Origin of the sequence: Thalassobacillus pellis (genome assembly GCF_016908295.1) — a bacterium.
Classification (GTDB): Bacteria; Bacillota; Bacilli; order Bacillales; family Halobacillaceae; genus Thalassobacillus; species Thalassobacillus pellis.
On sequence record NZ_JAFBDO010000002.1, the window covers coordinates 256,096 to 269,985 of the forward strand.

The following is a 13,890-nucleotide window of genomic DNA, read 5'->3' on the forward strand; positions in this document are numbered from 1 at the left end:
GAGGGATAGGACCTATGAAAGTTGAACGTTATATTTTGTCTTATGTAATTTCGGTTTTAGGTGGACTGGCCTTCCAAATCATGAAGCTTCCACTTCCATGGATCTTAGGACCAGTTACTTTTTTACTGTTTTATAAACTTACAACAAAATACAAGACTGAAGCCTCTCTAAAGCTAAGGAATGTTAGTTTTGGTTTACTCGGGATTCAGATTGGCGGTACTTTTACTACTCACACTTTTGCAAACGTAACTCCATATCTATTGCCTTACACGATACTTACATTGACACTAATATTTGTAAGTCTATTAAACGCTTACCTGATTACAAAATGGATAAAAATAGATGCGAAAACGAGTATGCTTGGGAGTGTGCCGGGAGGACTGTCCGCAATGCTAGCCTTGAGTGATTCACTGAGTGGAAATACAGTCCTGGTCACTATATTGCATACCATCCGTCTGGTCACAGTACTGTTTGCGATCCCTTTTGTGGCAACGGAGTTTTTCGGCCAAAGTAGCCAGGGAAATATAGCTCAACCACCAGAACCAAACGGTGAATGGTATACTATTGCCATATATTTAACCTCTATTATAGTAGGTTATTACCTGCAGAAAAGGATTCCGGCCTCCCTAGTAATTGTCCCAATGCTGATTGTCGGTGGCTGCGAAACGGCAGGACTTCCATTATTTGAAGTACCGAATATCATATTTGTTTTTGCACAGTTGTGTCTCGGTGTATATCTAGGAAATTCCGTATCCATAATCGATTTATGGAAAGCTGGGAGTTATTGTCTCTATTACTTTGCGCTGTCTATCTTTCTAATTGGGATATCTTTTGGATTTGGATATCTACTAAGTATTTGGACGGGCATGTCTTTGCCTACAGCGATTTTAAGTCTTGCCCCGGGAGGTTTGATTGAAATGGCTCTGACGGCGAAAGAAGCAGGTGGTGACCCATCTATTGTCAGTTCTCTCCAAATAATCAGGCTCCTGGTCATTGTTCTTCTGATACCACTAGTGTTGCCCTGGCTGGTTTTTAAGCTGACAAAAGGCGCTTCAGCACACTCATGAGAGAAAGCAATTCTCTTTGACATTATCTTGATTTAAAGATAATATAAAGTTTGAAACTGAGACATTTATGCTTATATTGATAGAAAATATAATGGAGGTGGAAAGGTGAGTATGAAAACAGCAGGAATCCACCATATTACAGCTATCGTGAAAGATCCGCAACACAATATTGACTTCTATGAAAATGTCCTAGGGTTAAGACTGGTTAAAAAGACAGTCAATTTTGACGACCCGGGTGTTTATCATTTATATTTTGGTGATTATTTTGGAAATCCTGGCACAATAATGACATTTTTCCCGATTACACAGGCTGTGAAGGGGAAAGCTGGTACAGGGCAGGTGGATCGTATCGTCTTTGCTGTTCCGAATGGATCCATGCCTTTTTGGAAAGATCATTTACACAAAAATAATGTCGAAATAGATATATATAAAGAAGATTTATTGTTCGAAGATCCAGAAGGGGTGAAGCTGGCCGTATCGGAAATAGATTATCCTACTGAAGATAGGCATGCGAGCATTCTCCCTAAACAGCATAATATTCTTGGCATCAAGGGAGCTGTACTGGATAGCCGATCTCCAGGCAGCACAATAGATGTATTGACAAAAATGGGATACCAGGTGCAAATGAAAAATGATGATGTGACTTTATTAGTTACCGAATCAAGCAGCGTCGGTTCCTTTATATGGGTTAAAAATGAAAGTGGAAAGCCTGCTAAAAGTGGTGCAGGGACTGTTCATCATATAGCTTTTCGTACAAAAAATGAAGCTGAACAGGAGAAATGGCAGCAATATTTAATTACATTAGGCCTGAGGGTAACTCCTGTCATGGATCGAGACTATTTTAAATCGGTCTATTTTCATGAATTCGGGGGGATTTTATTCGAAATAGCAACAGATCCTCCTGGATTCACAGCAGATGAAGCCTTAGAGGAATTGGGTAACCGTTTGAAGCTGCCAGCATGGTTAGAGCCGAAGCGACCTATGATTGAAAAATTACTCCCTGATATTACAAGGAGGTAGAAGGATGAAATTGAAACATGTATTTCATAAAGGAAAGGGAAATAATGACAAGGTATTCCTTATGCTGCACGGAACAGGAGGAACCGAGCGTGACTTAATTCCCGTTGCAGAAATGATTGATCCTGATGCAGCTGTATTATCTGTCCGTGGTAATGTATTGGAAAATGGCATGCCGCGATTTTTTAAACGTCTTCGTGAAGGTGTTTTCGATGAAGAAGACTTGATTGAACGTACGGATGAGCTGCATCAATTTTTGGACGAAGCTGCCGACGAATATGGGTTCAATAGAAGCAATGTAATTGCCGTCGGTTATTCAAATGGCGCAAATATTGCAGGTAGTTTGTTATTCCATTATAGGGATGTTCTAAACGGGGCAGTGTTATTTCACCCAATGGTACCAAGACGCGGAATTGAACTTCCAGATTTGGGCGATACTCCTGTTTTTATTGGGGCAGGAAAAAATGATCCGATTTGTCCCCCAGAAGAAACAGAAGAACTTAAACGAATTCTTCAGGATGCCGGGGCAGATGTCCGGGTTTTATGGGAGAATAGGGGGCATCAACTGACAGAAAAAGAAGTAAATGAAGCTAAAGTGTGGTATAAAGATAAGTTTTAAGTTTAGCTATGATTCAGCTGTCTTACCAAACAGGAAAGACAGCTTTCTTTAGAAAAAGGGGTGGGTGAATGACAGGTATTTCATTTGCACATAAAAAGCTTTACCAGTCAATATTCGTTGAACGGCCCAACCGATTTATCATTCACTGTCAACTAATTGATGCTGACAAACAGGTAAGGGTGCACTTGCCAGATCCGGGCCGACTAAAGAAATTGTTGATAAAAGGAACGATAGTATATTTAACTCACCACAACGATCCTGGCAGGAAAACAAACTGGTCTGCTGTTATGGCAGAAGACCCTGCTTCAGGAGCGTTGGTATCCTTAAATACCCTTGTTGCCAACCAACTTGTTGAGGTACTTTTGAAAGGTAAACAAATTCCATCTTTTCGTGATTGGAACTTTATAAGAAAAGAATTTCAGTATGAAGGCTCACGCTTCGACTTTCTTTTGGAAAAGGATGGGCGGGAACTGGTGCTGGAGGTGAAAAGTGTAACATGGAAGACCAAGGATGAAGGAAGATTTCCGGATGCAGTAACAGATCGTGGGAAAAAGCATGTGGAAAAATTAACAGCTATCCAAAAAAATAATAATATGGATACTGCCATTTTGTTTGTAGCCCAGCGGGAAGATATCTGCGCGGTCACTGTTGCAGATGAGATTGATCCAGACTTTGCAGCGGCAATCAAGCTTGCCAGGAAAGCCGGTGTAAACATAAGAGCCATCGGCTGCAAATTGGATCCAAGTGGAATTCGTTATAAAGGCGAAATTGTTTTTTCTCAAGGATAGGCATCATTTGTGTTGTTCCAATAAAACAGATATGATTGAAAACACAAAAGGAAAAAGGATGAGTGTTATGATTCACAAACAATGGGAAACAGGTGCTACGATTAAAAAAGTCGAATGCATTCATAACGAAGCAAAAAAATTCGTTGTCGAATATGTACTGACACCCGGAAAAGTATATGATGTTAAGAACGAAACCGAAGAATTTTATTTCCTTATTGATAATAGCGGAAGAATCGGCGGATTCTATAAATTCTATTTCAAAGAAATCTCATAAAACTAGTAAAAAACAGCGGTCGGGCACATGTCCCGGCCGTTTTTTTGTAATCGAGAAAGTTATCAGTATGGATGCCTGAAATACAGAATTCCAACTATTTAAAGGGAATGTTTTAGTCCAATTTACTTAGGGTAACTTCATAGAGATATATAACAGAAAAGGCAGGTTGATGGTAGTGATTTTAGATAATGTTTATATATACCAGCCATATGACTCGGAAAGAACAGGTATTCACCATGTAGAAATAGAAGACGGTAAAATAATTGGAATCTATCAAGGGAGGTTCACAGGCAGCGGACAAGAAGTTAAGAATGGACATGAAAGAACACTTACCGCCTCATTTAATGACAGCCATATGCATTTACTTCGTTATGGCCTCTTGAAAAAAGAGCTTGATTTGACTGAAGTGACTTCCTGGGACGAAATGAAAGATGCCGTTCGAAATCATTATAAAGAAATGGAGGAAGGAGACTGGATTTTTGGTAAGGGTTTCGATGACGGCGCTTTCGATGACATTGATAACCTGCTGACTGCTGATACTTTAGAGGAGATTTTCCCTGACAAATATATGTTTTTTTTACATCAGGACGGTCACGAATGTGTTATCAGCAGGAAGGCACTGAACCTGGTCAGAAAAGAAAAAGAGTTTGAAAAAGAGCCTGATTTTTTTAAGGAAACTGACGAGGATGGGAATTGGAATGGAAGGTTCAAGGATACTGCCGTCCATTATATCAAGCGGCACTTTTGGGGACGGTCAGTAAAGGATGCAAAAGAAGCTCTGAAACAGGCGTTCCCTTACCTGCTTGAATATGGGATTACTTCTGTGCATACTGATGACCTTAATTTCATCAAGTCTTTTGATAATCTATGGCAGGCATATACAGAACTTGAGAAAGAAAATGAATTGCCAATTGATGTCCACCTTCATCATTATATTTTTGACAGACAGGACCTCGACAGGTTTATTGAGCGGGACAATAAAAGAACAGGAGATGGGACCGAGCAGGTAAAAGTTGGTGCAATCAAGATTTTCCTTGATGGTACCCAGCGTCTGTTCACCTCCGCAATGAGAAATCCTTATCCTGTTAATCCGTCAACAGAAGGTACGCTGGTTTATAGTCAGGATGAACTAAATGAGATGATCCGGACTGCCTCTGAAAATGACATGCAGGTGGCGATGCATGCTATCGGTGACAGGGCTGTCGAGGAAGCTATTACCGCATTAGAACAGCCGGAAGCCCGAACAAAAGCATTAAGGCACCGCATTATTCATGCTCAATGTTTGGCACCGGACCTTATTGCCCGAATGGAAAAACTTAAGCCCTTTGTTGAAACCCAGCCTTCCTTTTTAATGGAAGAATGGCAGGATAAGGGTAAATGGACACCGGAGGACCTGCTGCCATATTGTGATGCATATGAAAGTATGCTGAAAAGTCATATACCTATTACTTTAAGCTCTGACCTCCCGATCGGATCGATTAACCCGATGGAAAGCATATATGCTGCTGTTACTCGGATGGATTTAAAGGAAACTCCAGAAGGGGGATGGATGCCACAGGAAAAAATATCCTTGGATGACGCTTACAACAGCTTTACAGTAATTCCTGCTGAATTAGAATCTTCCCATTATAAAAAAGGCAAAATTGCAGAAGGATACCAAGCCGATTTTGTTTTGCTTGATCGTAATCCAAAAGAAACTCCGCCTGAGCAGGTAAAGGACATAGTGGTAGAAGAAACTTGGTTTCGTGGAAAACAGGTTTTTCAAAAAAACTCCTCATAATACGATGCTTGTCAATGGTGGGGATATGCCCCATAATAGATGTAAGCAGGTAATAAGAGGAGTGGTCATAATTTGAAGAAATTGTTTCTCATCCGCCACAGTGCCACAGAAGGACAGCATCAGGATTCTCCGTTGACAAAGCTTGGGGTCAGACAATCACAGGCAATCTCGGTATTCCTTGATAAAGGTTCTTATCCGATTGACCGTGTCATATCAAGCCCCTATTTGCGTGCTATTGAGACAATCAAACCATATGCAGAAAGTAGAGGTTTGACTATTGAAATAGACGACCGGCTAAAAGAACGGATTTTGAGTAAAGAACCACTGGATGACTTTCTTGAATATTTGGAAGATACCTTTAAGGACTTGGATTTCAAGATGCCTGGAGGGGAATCTTCCAATGAAGCCAAAACACGGGTCAGTGAATTAGTGGCAGAGCTTGAACAGGATGAAAATAATGATACGATTTGCCTCGTTACCCATGGTAATTTACTGGCTCTCCTTTTACAGACTTTTGGGGTAGAGGCTGATTTTGACCAATGGAAAAACATTACTAACCCTGATGTTTATCTTGTCGAAAAACATGCAGGGAAATATGTCGTACAGCGAATTTGGAGAGATTGATGCTGTTAACCTTTTTTGAGTATTTTATTCAAAAGGCAGGAATTAACGCTCTTCTTATCTAATAGATATTATATGGGAGTGATCTATTCACACCGTATTTTATAATAATAGTAACCAATCACTACATGAGAAGGAGGAGATTCACTTGGCATTTGTCATTACATCACCTTGTAAAGATGAAAAAGCGGCTGAATGTGTCGATGTATGCCCGGTTGATTGCATAGATGAAGGAAAAGATATGTTCTATATCGATCCGGATATCTGCATCGATTGCGGTGCATGCGAAGCCGTCTGCCCGGTAGAAGCCATCTATATGGAGGATGAGGTACCGGAAGAAGAAAAGGAATACATCGAATTGAACAGGAAGTTCTTTGAAGATTAAAATAGCATAATTATATTCTCAAAAAAGCCATGCTGCCCAGCATGGCTTTTTTATTCCATCAGACAGATAGAAGATAGGCATATTTTTAACGATTAGTGGGTAAACCCTCTACAGATAGTTTTGAAGGAGGGTATGAATATTGGCTAAGTTACACAATAAAACAGCCATAGTTACAGGGGCGAGCAGTGGAATCGGAGAGGCTATTGCATTTCATTTTGCCAATGAAGGGGCGAATGTTGTCCTGGCTGCAAGAAGGTCTGGCCGGCTCGATGAGATTGCTCTCAAAATACAGCAGAAGCACTCAGTGCATATCAAAGTAGTCGAAACGGATGTCACAAGCAGAACAGAAGTGGAAAGACTTGTCAAAGAAACAAAAGAATCTTTTGGCAGCGTTGATTTCTTTGTCAACAATGCTGGTGTGATGCTTTTATCTTTTTTGAAAAACGATAAAGTAGAAGAATGGGAGCAAATGGTGGATGTTAATATCAAAGGTGTCCTCTATGGCATTCACGCTGTTCTCCCTGAGATGCTTGAACAAAATAGCGGACACATCATTAATATCTCTTCTGTGGCTGGGCAGGAAGTATTTCCATCCAGTACCGTCTACAGTGCAACGAAATTTGCGGTAAGGGCGTTATCAATCGGAATGGAGAAAGAACTTTCCCGTACCGGCGTAAGGGTAACCAACATTTCCCCGGGTGCTGTCGATACCGAGTTGACCGACCATATCACAGATGATGAAGTACTTGATATGTTTAAAAACCGGAGTATGAGTCCACTTGCAGCAGAAGATATCGCCAAGGCAGTTACTTATGCAGTGACACAGCCGGATTATGTGAATGTAAACGAAGTCACAGTACGCCCTATGCAGCGTAAGGAATAATAAAAAAAGCCGCTGGATATCAGCGGCTTTTCCTACTTAAGTATACGTAATGGCAGGCTGGTCATATGATCTTAAACTTGCTATGGCCTTTTTCATTATTATCAGTAGAGATATCGACATGCTCCACTTTGGCATAAGGGTTTGGGCCATTTTGGATTTTATTTACGAAATCGTCTAAATCCTGTTTCTTTCCTTCCGCTTCAATTTCAACAGTACCATCAGGGTTGTTTTTTACCCAGCCATTGATATCATATTGGCTGGCGACTTGTTGCGTGGAAAAACGAAACCCTACACCTTGAACCCTGCCGTGTACGATTATATGAGCAAACGCCATAATATTTCCTCACCTTCCTCCTATGGTCCTTGGTTATACCATAACCTGAAGGACCACAAGGGAAACATCAATCTTGGAACATTTCATTAAAGAACGCCTGTGCTTCCTGCTGATTACTGAATAGGGCATCGTTTTCTTCGATTAGATGGAAGGAATCATGCAGAAATAATGCCTTGTTATCAGGCTGATGAGGGTGCGGGACCACCTCAGCCTGTTTAATATTCGCAACAGTTGGTGTGTGGGGGTTACGATAGATGACGTAGACTTCATCCCCGATATTTACTTCAGTCGGATCGACCATATTGTCCATGAGATTACCTCCAATATTATTTATCGATAGTATGTGATGTATATGCCTTAATATGCCTAGAACAGCCATTCATATGTGGGGAGGCTACATTTTATGGAAGAAATCAGCATTACAGATATTCATGGATTCCGATTAGGCCAAGCGCAAAATAAAGACGCTGCAACCGGGTGTTCGGTCGTTATTTGTGAACGTGGAGCAGTTGCTGGGGTAAGTATAAAAGGTGGAGCGCCTGGTACAAGGGAAACAGACTTATTGCGTTCCGAAAACCTTGTCGAACGAATTCATGCAGTATTTCTTGCAGGAGGCAGTGCTTTTGGATTGGACACTGCAGGAGGGATAATGAAATTTCTTGAGGAAAAATCAATCGGTTTCGAAACGCTGGCGGGGAAGGTACCGATCGTGCCAGGGGCAATTTTATATGACCTCTCCGTTTCTCAATCACAAATTCGGCCTGATAAAACCATGGGATATCAGGCCTGTCTGAATGCCTATCGTAATCATAACTTTACTTTAGGTAATGCAGGAGCCGGAACAGGTGCATCCATCGGGAAGATTTTAGGAGGTTCCCATGCTATGAAAGGTGGTATAGGTGCCTATGCCATTCAGATTGACGGGCTCCAGGTCGGAGCAATAGCTGTGGTAAACAGTTTTGGTGATATTTTTGATCCAACCACAGGAAAAATAGTAGCTGGTGTTCACGATTCGGACACCCACCATCTGTTAAAGACAGAAAGGATAGTCTCAGAGCGAATGCTTGAAAGAAGCCGATCCTTTCCAGCAGAGAATACTTCCCTTGCTGTGATAGTGACGAATGCCGCTATAACAAAAGCTGAAGCCAATAAGCTGGCTGAAATCTCACACGATGGTTTTGCTCGTACGATGCGTCCTTCCCATTCTCAAGTGGATGGAGATGCCGTTTTTACGATGAGCACAAATGAAAAGCGAGTGAATATGATCTCCTTATCATCTCTGGCCGCAAATACAATAGAACAAGCAGTTCTGTGCGCGGTAAAATCAGCAGACAGTGCATATGGACTGTTAGGATACAATGACTTGAAGAAGGAGGATCAGAAAAATTTATGAATAAATATCTTTTCGTCTATGGGACAATAAGAAAACATGAAGCTAACCACTTTTATATGGAGAATTCCAAACTAATTTCCGAGCAGGCCTGGACGAAAGGGAGAATATATGAAGGACCAAGTTATTACCCTGTGCTATTGGACGAGGATGATACTGTTTATGGAGAACTCTACGAAGTAAACAGTGAAATCCTTAAGGAAGTTGATATGCTAGAGGGTTTTACCGAAAATGGTCATGATAATCTGTACGAACGGTCTATCCGGAACATATATACGGACCATGGCACTTACGAAGGATATGTCTATTACCTTTCCCCTGAGAACAAAGAAATGGCTGTGCATTCAATAGAGCAGGGGGACTGGCGGGTTCATCAACTATTGAAAAAAGACCAGGTAATTTACTTCGCCTTCGGTTCGTGTATGGACGATGAGAGGTTTAAATTGGCAGGAGTAGAAACGTTATTCCATGAAAAGCTGGGGAGAGGGGAATTGGAAGGGTATAAATTGATCTTTTCCCACCATGTCGAAGATGGGGGGAGGGCTGACATCGTGGAAGCAGATGATACAGTAGAAGGTATCCTGTACAAGACTCCACTAGACGCAGTGGATTATCTTTTTCAACGAGAAGGGGTCTATTCAGGTCATTACCGCCCTACTGTTGTCGATGTCAAACTGGGAGACCAGTGCCTGAATAATGTCATGACCTTTTATGTCCTTGATAAAAAGGAAGATTTATCTCCACCTTTTCATTATGCACGGGAGATCCACCGTGGAGCTGCTCCTTATTTATCTGAATCGTACATGGGACGCCTTGAGAAGAAATTCCTGGAAAAATTCAATGTAAACGGCTTTAAAGAATATATCCAGGGGACTAACAGGAACAAAAAACAGCAGTAGTAAAATTTGCGGCAATCCCGGCGCCTGTTCATCCTCAGGCTTACCTGCTAAAATAATAGAATGGCCATCATATGGAAAAGAATTTTGAAAAGGAGCACCTGAGATGAGCGTTATTACGGAAATTAGCTTGAAAGAACAACTCAGTATATTTCACGAAACCCTCCGGCAGCATGACCAGGAGGTACAGGCAGACAAGGTGCTTGATCTGATAGAAAAATGGGAATCCAAGGAATTAATGATCGGCTTCGCCGGGCACTTTTCTGCCGGCAAGTCAACGATGATCAATAAATTGGTCGAGGAAGAAATTCTTCCGTCGAGTCCAATACCCACCAGTGCTAATGTTGTCAAACTTAGAGGCGGGAATGATTATGTGCGGGTTTTTTACCGTAATGAAAACCCTGCCCATTTTGATGGTAAGCACGATATAGAAACCATCAAAGCACTTTGCCGTGAAGGTGACGAAATACTGTCCCTGGAAATCAGTCAATCTGATGCCAAGCTTCCTCATAATGTGTCCTTGCTCGATACGCCGGGAGTCGATTCAACGAATGACGCAGACCGAGTGATAACAGAATCCTCTATTCATTTAATGGATTACATGTATTATGTAATGGATTATAATCACGTCCAATCTGAAGTGAATCTCACTTTTTTACGGGAAATGCAACGGAAAAACATTGCTTTTTCGATTGTCATTAATCAAGTTGACAAGCATCAAGATAACGAGTTAACGATCAAGGATTTTAAAGAAAGCGTCGAGCGGGCGCTGGCTAATTGGGGCATCCATCCAGAAAACATTTATTACACCTCGATGAAACAAGAAAACCTGTCATGGAATGATATAGGGAAACTTAAAAAAGATATGTACAGTATCTACCAGATTGCAGATGAAGAAAAAATGGCTAAAATCCTGGCAAGTGCGGAAACCATTCTTACAGATAGTGTAGAAAGTTTTGCCGAAACATTCATAGCAGAAGAAGAAGAAATTACTAGCAGAATAAAAGAACTTAAAGACAAAATAGAACAAGAAGCAAGAGGAGAAGATGCAAAGAAGCTTGTAGAAGAATTAGCTAATCGGTCGGAATATGCCGAACGGATGTTTCAGGAACGGGTCTTGTCTTTCTTTAAAAATGCTTATTTGATGCCGAGCGCATTAAGAGAAGATGCTGAGCGATTTTTAATCGCTATGCAGCCAGGGTTCAAGGTTGGATGGATGTTCACGAAAAACAAGACCAACGAGGAAAGAGAAGCTCGTAAACAGGAATTTCACAAGCATCTTCTTCAAGTTATTGAAAAGAATCTAATCTGGCCACTACGTGATCGTCTTACAGAATTGATGGAAAGTTATCAGATATTCCATCCGGAAATAGTAGATGAAATACAAAACATGAAAGCAGAATATCCACCCGAAAATCTGATAAAGCTGATAGAATCAGGAGCTGAAGTAACGGGACAATATATTCTTGTTTATACGGACAGGGTGGCAAAAGATGTAAAAGATTCATATCGTCACTTGACCAAAGAATTATGGGAGAAAATGAAATCTACTATTGAAGCTGAAACAGCAGAACAAATGGCAGAATTTGAAAATGCACAATTATGGTTGGATGAATTGGAAAAGAGTGAAACAAGGTTATCAGAACTGGAGACAAAAAAGGATGCCCATTACCAAACTTTAAATAAAGCTTTATTCGAGAGCGCCGGTGATCATGCTATATACACCGCTTCAGCGGAGAAGATGCTGGAGGCAAGAAAGAAAAAGGTGAAGTATCATGGCGGGGCCATTGAAAATAATCAGCCCAGCCATACGACCATAACTGAGGATACTGCACTACTAACTACCAGTGGACATCGAGGACAGTCGGGGAAAGCTGCACTTGCTGCAGTTGACGAAGTGGTCGACAGTCTGCAGGAGGTACCAGGTTTTCAATCGATCATTCAACAGCTGGAACTGAAAAAAGAGCGGCTCCGTGACAGAGAGTTCACTGTTGCTTTGTTTGGTGCATTCAGTGCGGGTAAATCTTCGTTTGCGAATGCATTGTTAAAACAAAAGCTGCTGCCTGTTTCCCCTAATCCTACTACGGCAACTATTAATAAAATCGCACCGCCTGACGAGAACTATGCTCATGGAACCATCCAGGTAAAAATGAAATCGGAAGAGGAACTGATCGAAGATGTTAACGAAGCTTGCGATGTATTAGGCATAGAAGGCGAGAATTTTCGAGATTTGCTTCAGAAGCTATCCGACTTGAATGAAAAAGATATACAACAGCTTGAACACAAGCAGCATGCATTCCTCCATGCGTTAATCGCCGGTTATGAAGAAAGTCGTGAGCAAATTGGCAAGACATTGACAATCACTCTGGAAGAATTTCCTTATTACGTAGCCGATGAGAAGAAATCCTGTTACGTGGAATGGATGCAGGTGCACTATGATTGTGAGTGGACGAGAAAGGGCATTACCCTGGTAGATACCCCAGGAGCCGATTCAGTGAATGCACGCCATACCAATGTTTCCTTTGAATATATCAAAAATGCTGATGCGATATTATTTGTGACATACTACAATCACCCATTCTCCAAAGCAGATGAAAGCTTTCTTACCCAGCTTGGAAGGGTGAAAGACGTCTTCAGTATGGACAAGATGTTTTTTATTATTAATGCAAGTGATCTTGCTGAATCAGAAAGCGAATTGAAGCAGGTTAGGGATTATATCGAGCAGCAGCTGCTCAAGTTTCAGATCAGGAACCCTCGCATATTTCCAGTATCAAGCCTGCAGGCTTTGCAAAATATTGGATCTTCTGGAATCGAAGCAGTAAAACGTCATTTTTATACCTTTATAGAAGAAGAAGCGACGGAAGTACTGGTCAGATCAATCTACCATGATTTTAGCAGGGCAAAGAACATGATGACAGACTTCGTACAAAATGCATCATTAAAGCAAGAAGAACGTGAAAAGATGAAAGACCAGTTCCAAGAGCAGGAACAGCAAATGCATCAGGTCATTAATGAGTTAGCAGTTGAAAAATATGAAACTGATATTGATCAGAAAATAAAAAAACAAATTCATTATATTCATCAACGGATGATGCTGAATTTACATGATATGTTCAAGCAGCATTTCAACCCTGCCACCATAACAGCAAGTGGAAAGGCAGGTAAGACGCAAATCATACAAGCAACAAATGCTCTGTTAACCGACGTTACCTATGAGTTAAACCAGGAACTTCGTGCCGTATCCTTGCGTATGGAAGCCTACCTGAATAAAACTGCTTCCAAAGTAAAAGAAGAGGCAGGCATAGAGCTTCATAAAGTTAGAAATGACTTTGAATTGGCAACCATGGAAGAAAGGAATTTTAATGAGCCTTCTTTTCAACGGTACATTTCCTATGAAGAAGTGAATATGGGGGAAATCTTTCCACTTTTCAGAGGGACAAAGAGGTTTTTTGAAAATAATGAGAAAGAACATTTAAAAGAGACTTTAGCAGGACAAATCGATCCTTTATTAAAAAAATGTCTGGAAAGCTCTCATCAAGAATATCAACAAATTTACCTTACAGAATGGAAGGATTTGATAAGCGGGGTAAGAAAAAATTGGGATAGGGAGATTGATGAATTTTACCGAAGCTTGCGATATAGTCTGGATAATCCTATTGATGTCGGCATGATAAAACGGAAAAGTCAACAGCTTGATTCGGTTTTAAATGAGTATGAATAACAACGAAACAAAAGGCTGTCGAGAAACTCTCGACAGCCTGATTTTTTTTGATTTCTTTCATTTTTCATCCCGCTCATTTGTTATCCTATGGATAAGAATCTGTTTAGGCGGTGAT

The 13,890-nt window shown here is 40.9% G+C and carries 14 protein-coding genes; 12 read left to right on the plus strand and 2 right to left on the minus strand.

Annotated elements, in window-relative coordinates:
* Positions 1–14 precede the first annotated feature (14 nt).
* The 9 genes from JOC33_RS07135 (at position 15) to JOC33_RS07175 (ending at position 7,434) form a co-directional block, all read left to right on the plus strand.
* A complete protein-coding gene (locus tag JOC33_RS07135) occupies positions 15–1,067 on the plus strand; it encodes an AbrB family transcriptional regulator (protein WP_205091812.1) in 1,053 nt (350 codons plus the stop codon).
* A 111-nt stretch (positions 1,068–1,178) separates the two neighbouring features.
* Positions 1,179–2,087 carry a VOC family protein gene (locus tag JOC33_RS07140; RefSeq protein ID WP_205092455.1) on the plus strand — a complete coding sequence of 303 codons (909 nt, stop codon included), beginning with the start codon at positions 1,179–1,181 and terminating at the stop codon, positions 2,085–2,087.
* Positions 2,088–2,091: 4 nt separating this feature from the next.
* Positions 2,092–2,703, plus strand: coding sequence for an alpha/beta hydrolase (locus tag JOC33_RS07145; RefSeq protein WP_205091813.1), 612 nt, complete (start codon positions 2,092–2,094; stop codon positions 2,701–2,703).
* A 68-nt stretch (positions 2,704–2,771) separates the two neighbouring features.
* Positions 2,772–3,491: a DNA/RNA nuclease SfsA gene (gene sfsA / locus JOC33_RS07150; RefSeq protein WP_205091814.1), complete on the plus strand. Its 720-nt coding sequence runs from the start codon at positions 2,772–2,774 to the stop codon at positions 3,489–3,491.
* A 67-nt stretch (positions 3,492–3,558) separates the two neighbouring features.
* Positions 3,559–3,765, plus strand: coding sequence for a DUF6501 family protein (locus JOC33_RS07155; protein ID WP_205091815.1), 207 nt, complete (start codon positions 3,559–3,561; stop codon positions 3,763–3,765).
* Positions 3,766–3,934: 169 nt separating this feature from the next.
* Positions 3,935–5,545: an amidohydrolase gene (locus JOC33_RS07160; protein ID WP_239534055.1), complete on the plus strand. Its 1,611-nt coding sequence runs from the start codon at positions 3,935–3,937 to the stop codon at positions 5,543–5,545.
* 72 nt (positions 5,546–5,617) lie between these two features.
* Positions 5,618–6,169 carry a histidine phosphatase family protein gene (locus JOC33_RS07165; protein WP_205091816.1) on the plus strand — a complete coding sequence of 184 codons (552 nt, stop codon included), beginning with the start codon at positions 5,618–5,620 and terminating at the stop codon, positions 6,167–6,169.
* A 145-nt stretch (positions 6,170–6,314) separates the two neighbouring features.
* The gene (locus JOC33_RS07170) at positions 6,315–6,551 is read left to right on the plus strand and encodes an indolepyruvate ferredoxin oxidoreductase subunit alpha (protein WP_205091817.1); all 237 of its coding nucleotides are present in this window, start codon (positions 6,315–6,317) and stop codon (positions 6,549–6,551) included.
* A 139-nt stretch (positions 6,552–6,690) separates the two neighbouring features.
* On the plus strand, positions 6,691–7,434 hold the full coding sequence (locus JOC33_RS07175; RefSeq protein WP_205091818.1) for an SDR family oxidoreductase: 744 nt from the start codon (positions 6,691–6,693) through the stop codon (positions 7,432–7,434).
* 61 nt (positions 7,435–7,495) lie between these two features.
* On the opposite strand, the gene JOC33_RS07180 is transcribed toward JOC33_RS07175, so the two are convergent.
* Both JOC33_RS07180 and JOC33_RS07185 read right to left on the minus strand, forming a co-directional pair.
* The gene (locus JOC33_RS07180) at positions 7,496–7,768 is read right to left on the minus strand and encodes an acylphosphatase (protein WP_205091819.1); all 273 of its coding nucleotides are present in this window, start codon (positions 7,766–7,768) and stop codon (positions 7,496–7,498) included.
* A gap of 67 nt (positions 7,769–7,835) precedes the next feature.
* A complete protein-coding gene (locus tag JOC33_RS07185) occupies positions 7,836–8,078 on the minus strand; it encodes a transcriptional regulator SplA domain-containing protein (RefSeq protein ID WP_205091820.1) in 243 nt (80 codons plus the stop codon).
* A 93-nt stretch (positions 8,079–8,171) separates the two neighbouring features.
* Here JOC33_RS07185 and JOC33_RS07190 point away from each other — a divergent pair, with 93 nt between their 5' ends.
* The 3 genes from JOC33_RS07190 to JOC33_RS07200 all read left to right on the plus strand — a co-directional run bounded on the left by JOC33_RS07190 (position 8,172) and on the right by JOC33_RS07200 (position 13,775).
* Positions 8,172–9,161 (plus strand): P1 family peptidase, encoded by a 990-nt coding sequence (locus tag JOC33_RS07190; RefSeq protein ID WP_205091821.1) that lies wholly within the window; start codon positions 8,172–8,174, stop codon positions 9,159–9,161.
* Complete coding sequence (locus tag JOC33_RS07195; RefSeq protein ID WP_205091822.1) at positions 9,158–10,057, plus strand: gamma-glutamylcyclotransferase family protein; 900 nt, start codon at positions 9,158–9,160, stop codon at positions 10,055–10,057. Before JOC33_RS07190 ends, JOC33_RS07195 begins: the two co-directional genes overlap by 4 nt.
* 103 nt (positions 10,058–10,160) lie before the next feature.
* The gene (locus JOC33_RS07200) at positions 10,161–13,775 is read left to right on the plus strand and encodes a dynamin family protein (protein ID WP_205091823.1); all 3,615 of its coding nucleotides are present in this window, start codon (positions 10,161–10,163) and stop codon (positions 13,773–13,775) included.
* Positions 13,776–13,890 lie beyond the last annotated feature (115 nt).

What these genes read in the sequence shown, in the direction of transcription:
- JOC33_RS07185 (WP_205091820.1), bottom strand. Translation starts at nt 8,078, where the DNA reads ATGGACAATATGGTCGATCCGACTGAAGTAAATATCGGGGATGAAGTC.
- JOC33_RS07145 (WP_205091813.1), top strand. Translation starts at nt 2,092, where the DNA reads ATGAAATTGAAACATGTATTTCATAAAGGAAAGGGAAATAATGACAAG.
- sfsA (WP_205091814.1), top strand. Translation starts at nt 2,772, where the DNA reads ATGACAGGTATTTCATTTGCACATAAAAAGCTTTACCAGTCAATATTC.
- JOC33_RS07180 (WP_205091819.1), bottom strand. Translation starts at nt 7,768, where the DNA reads ATGGCGTTTGCTCATATAATCGTACACGGCAGGGTTCAAGGTGTAGGG.
- JOC33_RS07140 (WP_205092455.1), top strand. Translation starts at nt 1,179, where the DNA reads ATGAAAACAGCAGGAATCCACCATATTACAGCTATCGTGAAAGATCCG.
- JOC33_RS07160 (WP_239534055.1), top strand. Translation starts at nt 3,935, where the DNA reads ATGGTAGTGATTTTAGATAATGTTTATATATACCAGCCATATGACTCG.
- JOC33_RS07135 (WP_205091812.1), top strand. Translation starts at nt 15, where the DNA reads ATGAAAGTTGAACGTTATATTTTGTCTTATGTAATTTCGGTTTTAGGT.
- JOC33_RS07195 (WP_205091822.1), top strand. Translation starts at nt 9,158, where the DNA reads ATGAATAAATATCTTTTCGTCTATGGGACAATAAGAAAACATGAAGCT.
- JOC33_RS07155 (WP_205091815.1), top strand. Translation starts at nt 3,559, where the DNA reads ATGATTCACAAACAATGGGAAACAGGTGCTACGATTAAAAAAGTCGAA.
- JOC33_RS07190 (WP_205091821.1), top strand. Translation starts at nt 8,172, where the DNA reads ATGGAAGAAATCAGCATTACAGATATTCATGGATTCCGATTAGGCCAA.
- JOC33_RS07200 (WP_205091823.1), top strand. Translation starts at nt 10,161, where the DNA reads ATGAGCGTTATTACGGAAATTAGCTTGAAAGAACAACTCAGTATATTT.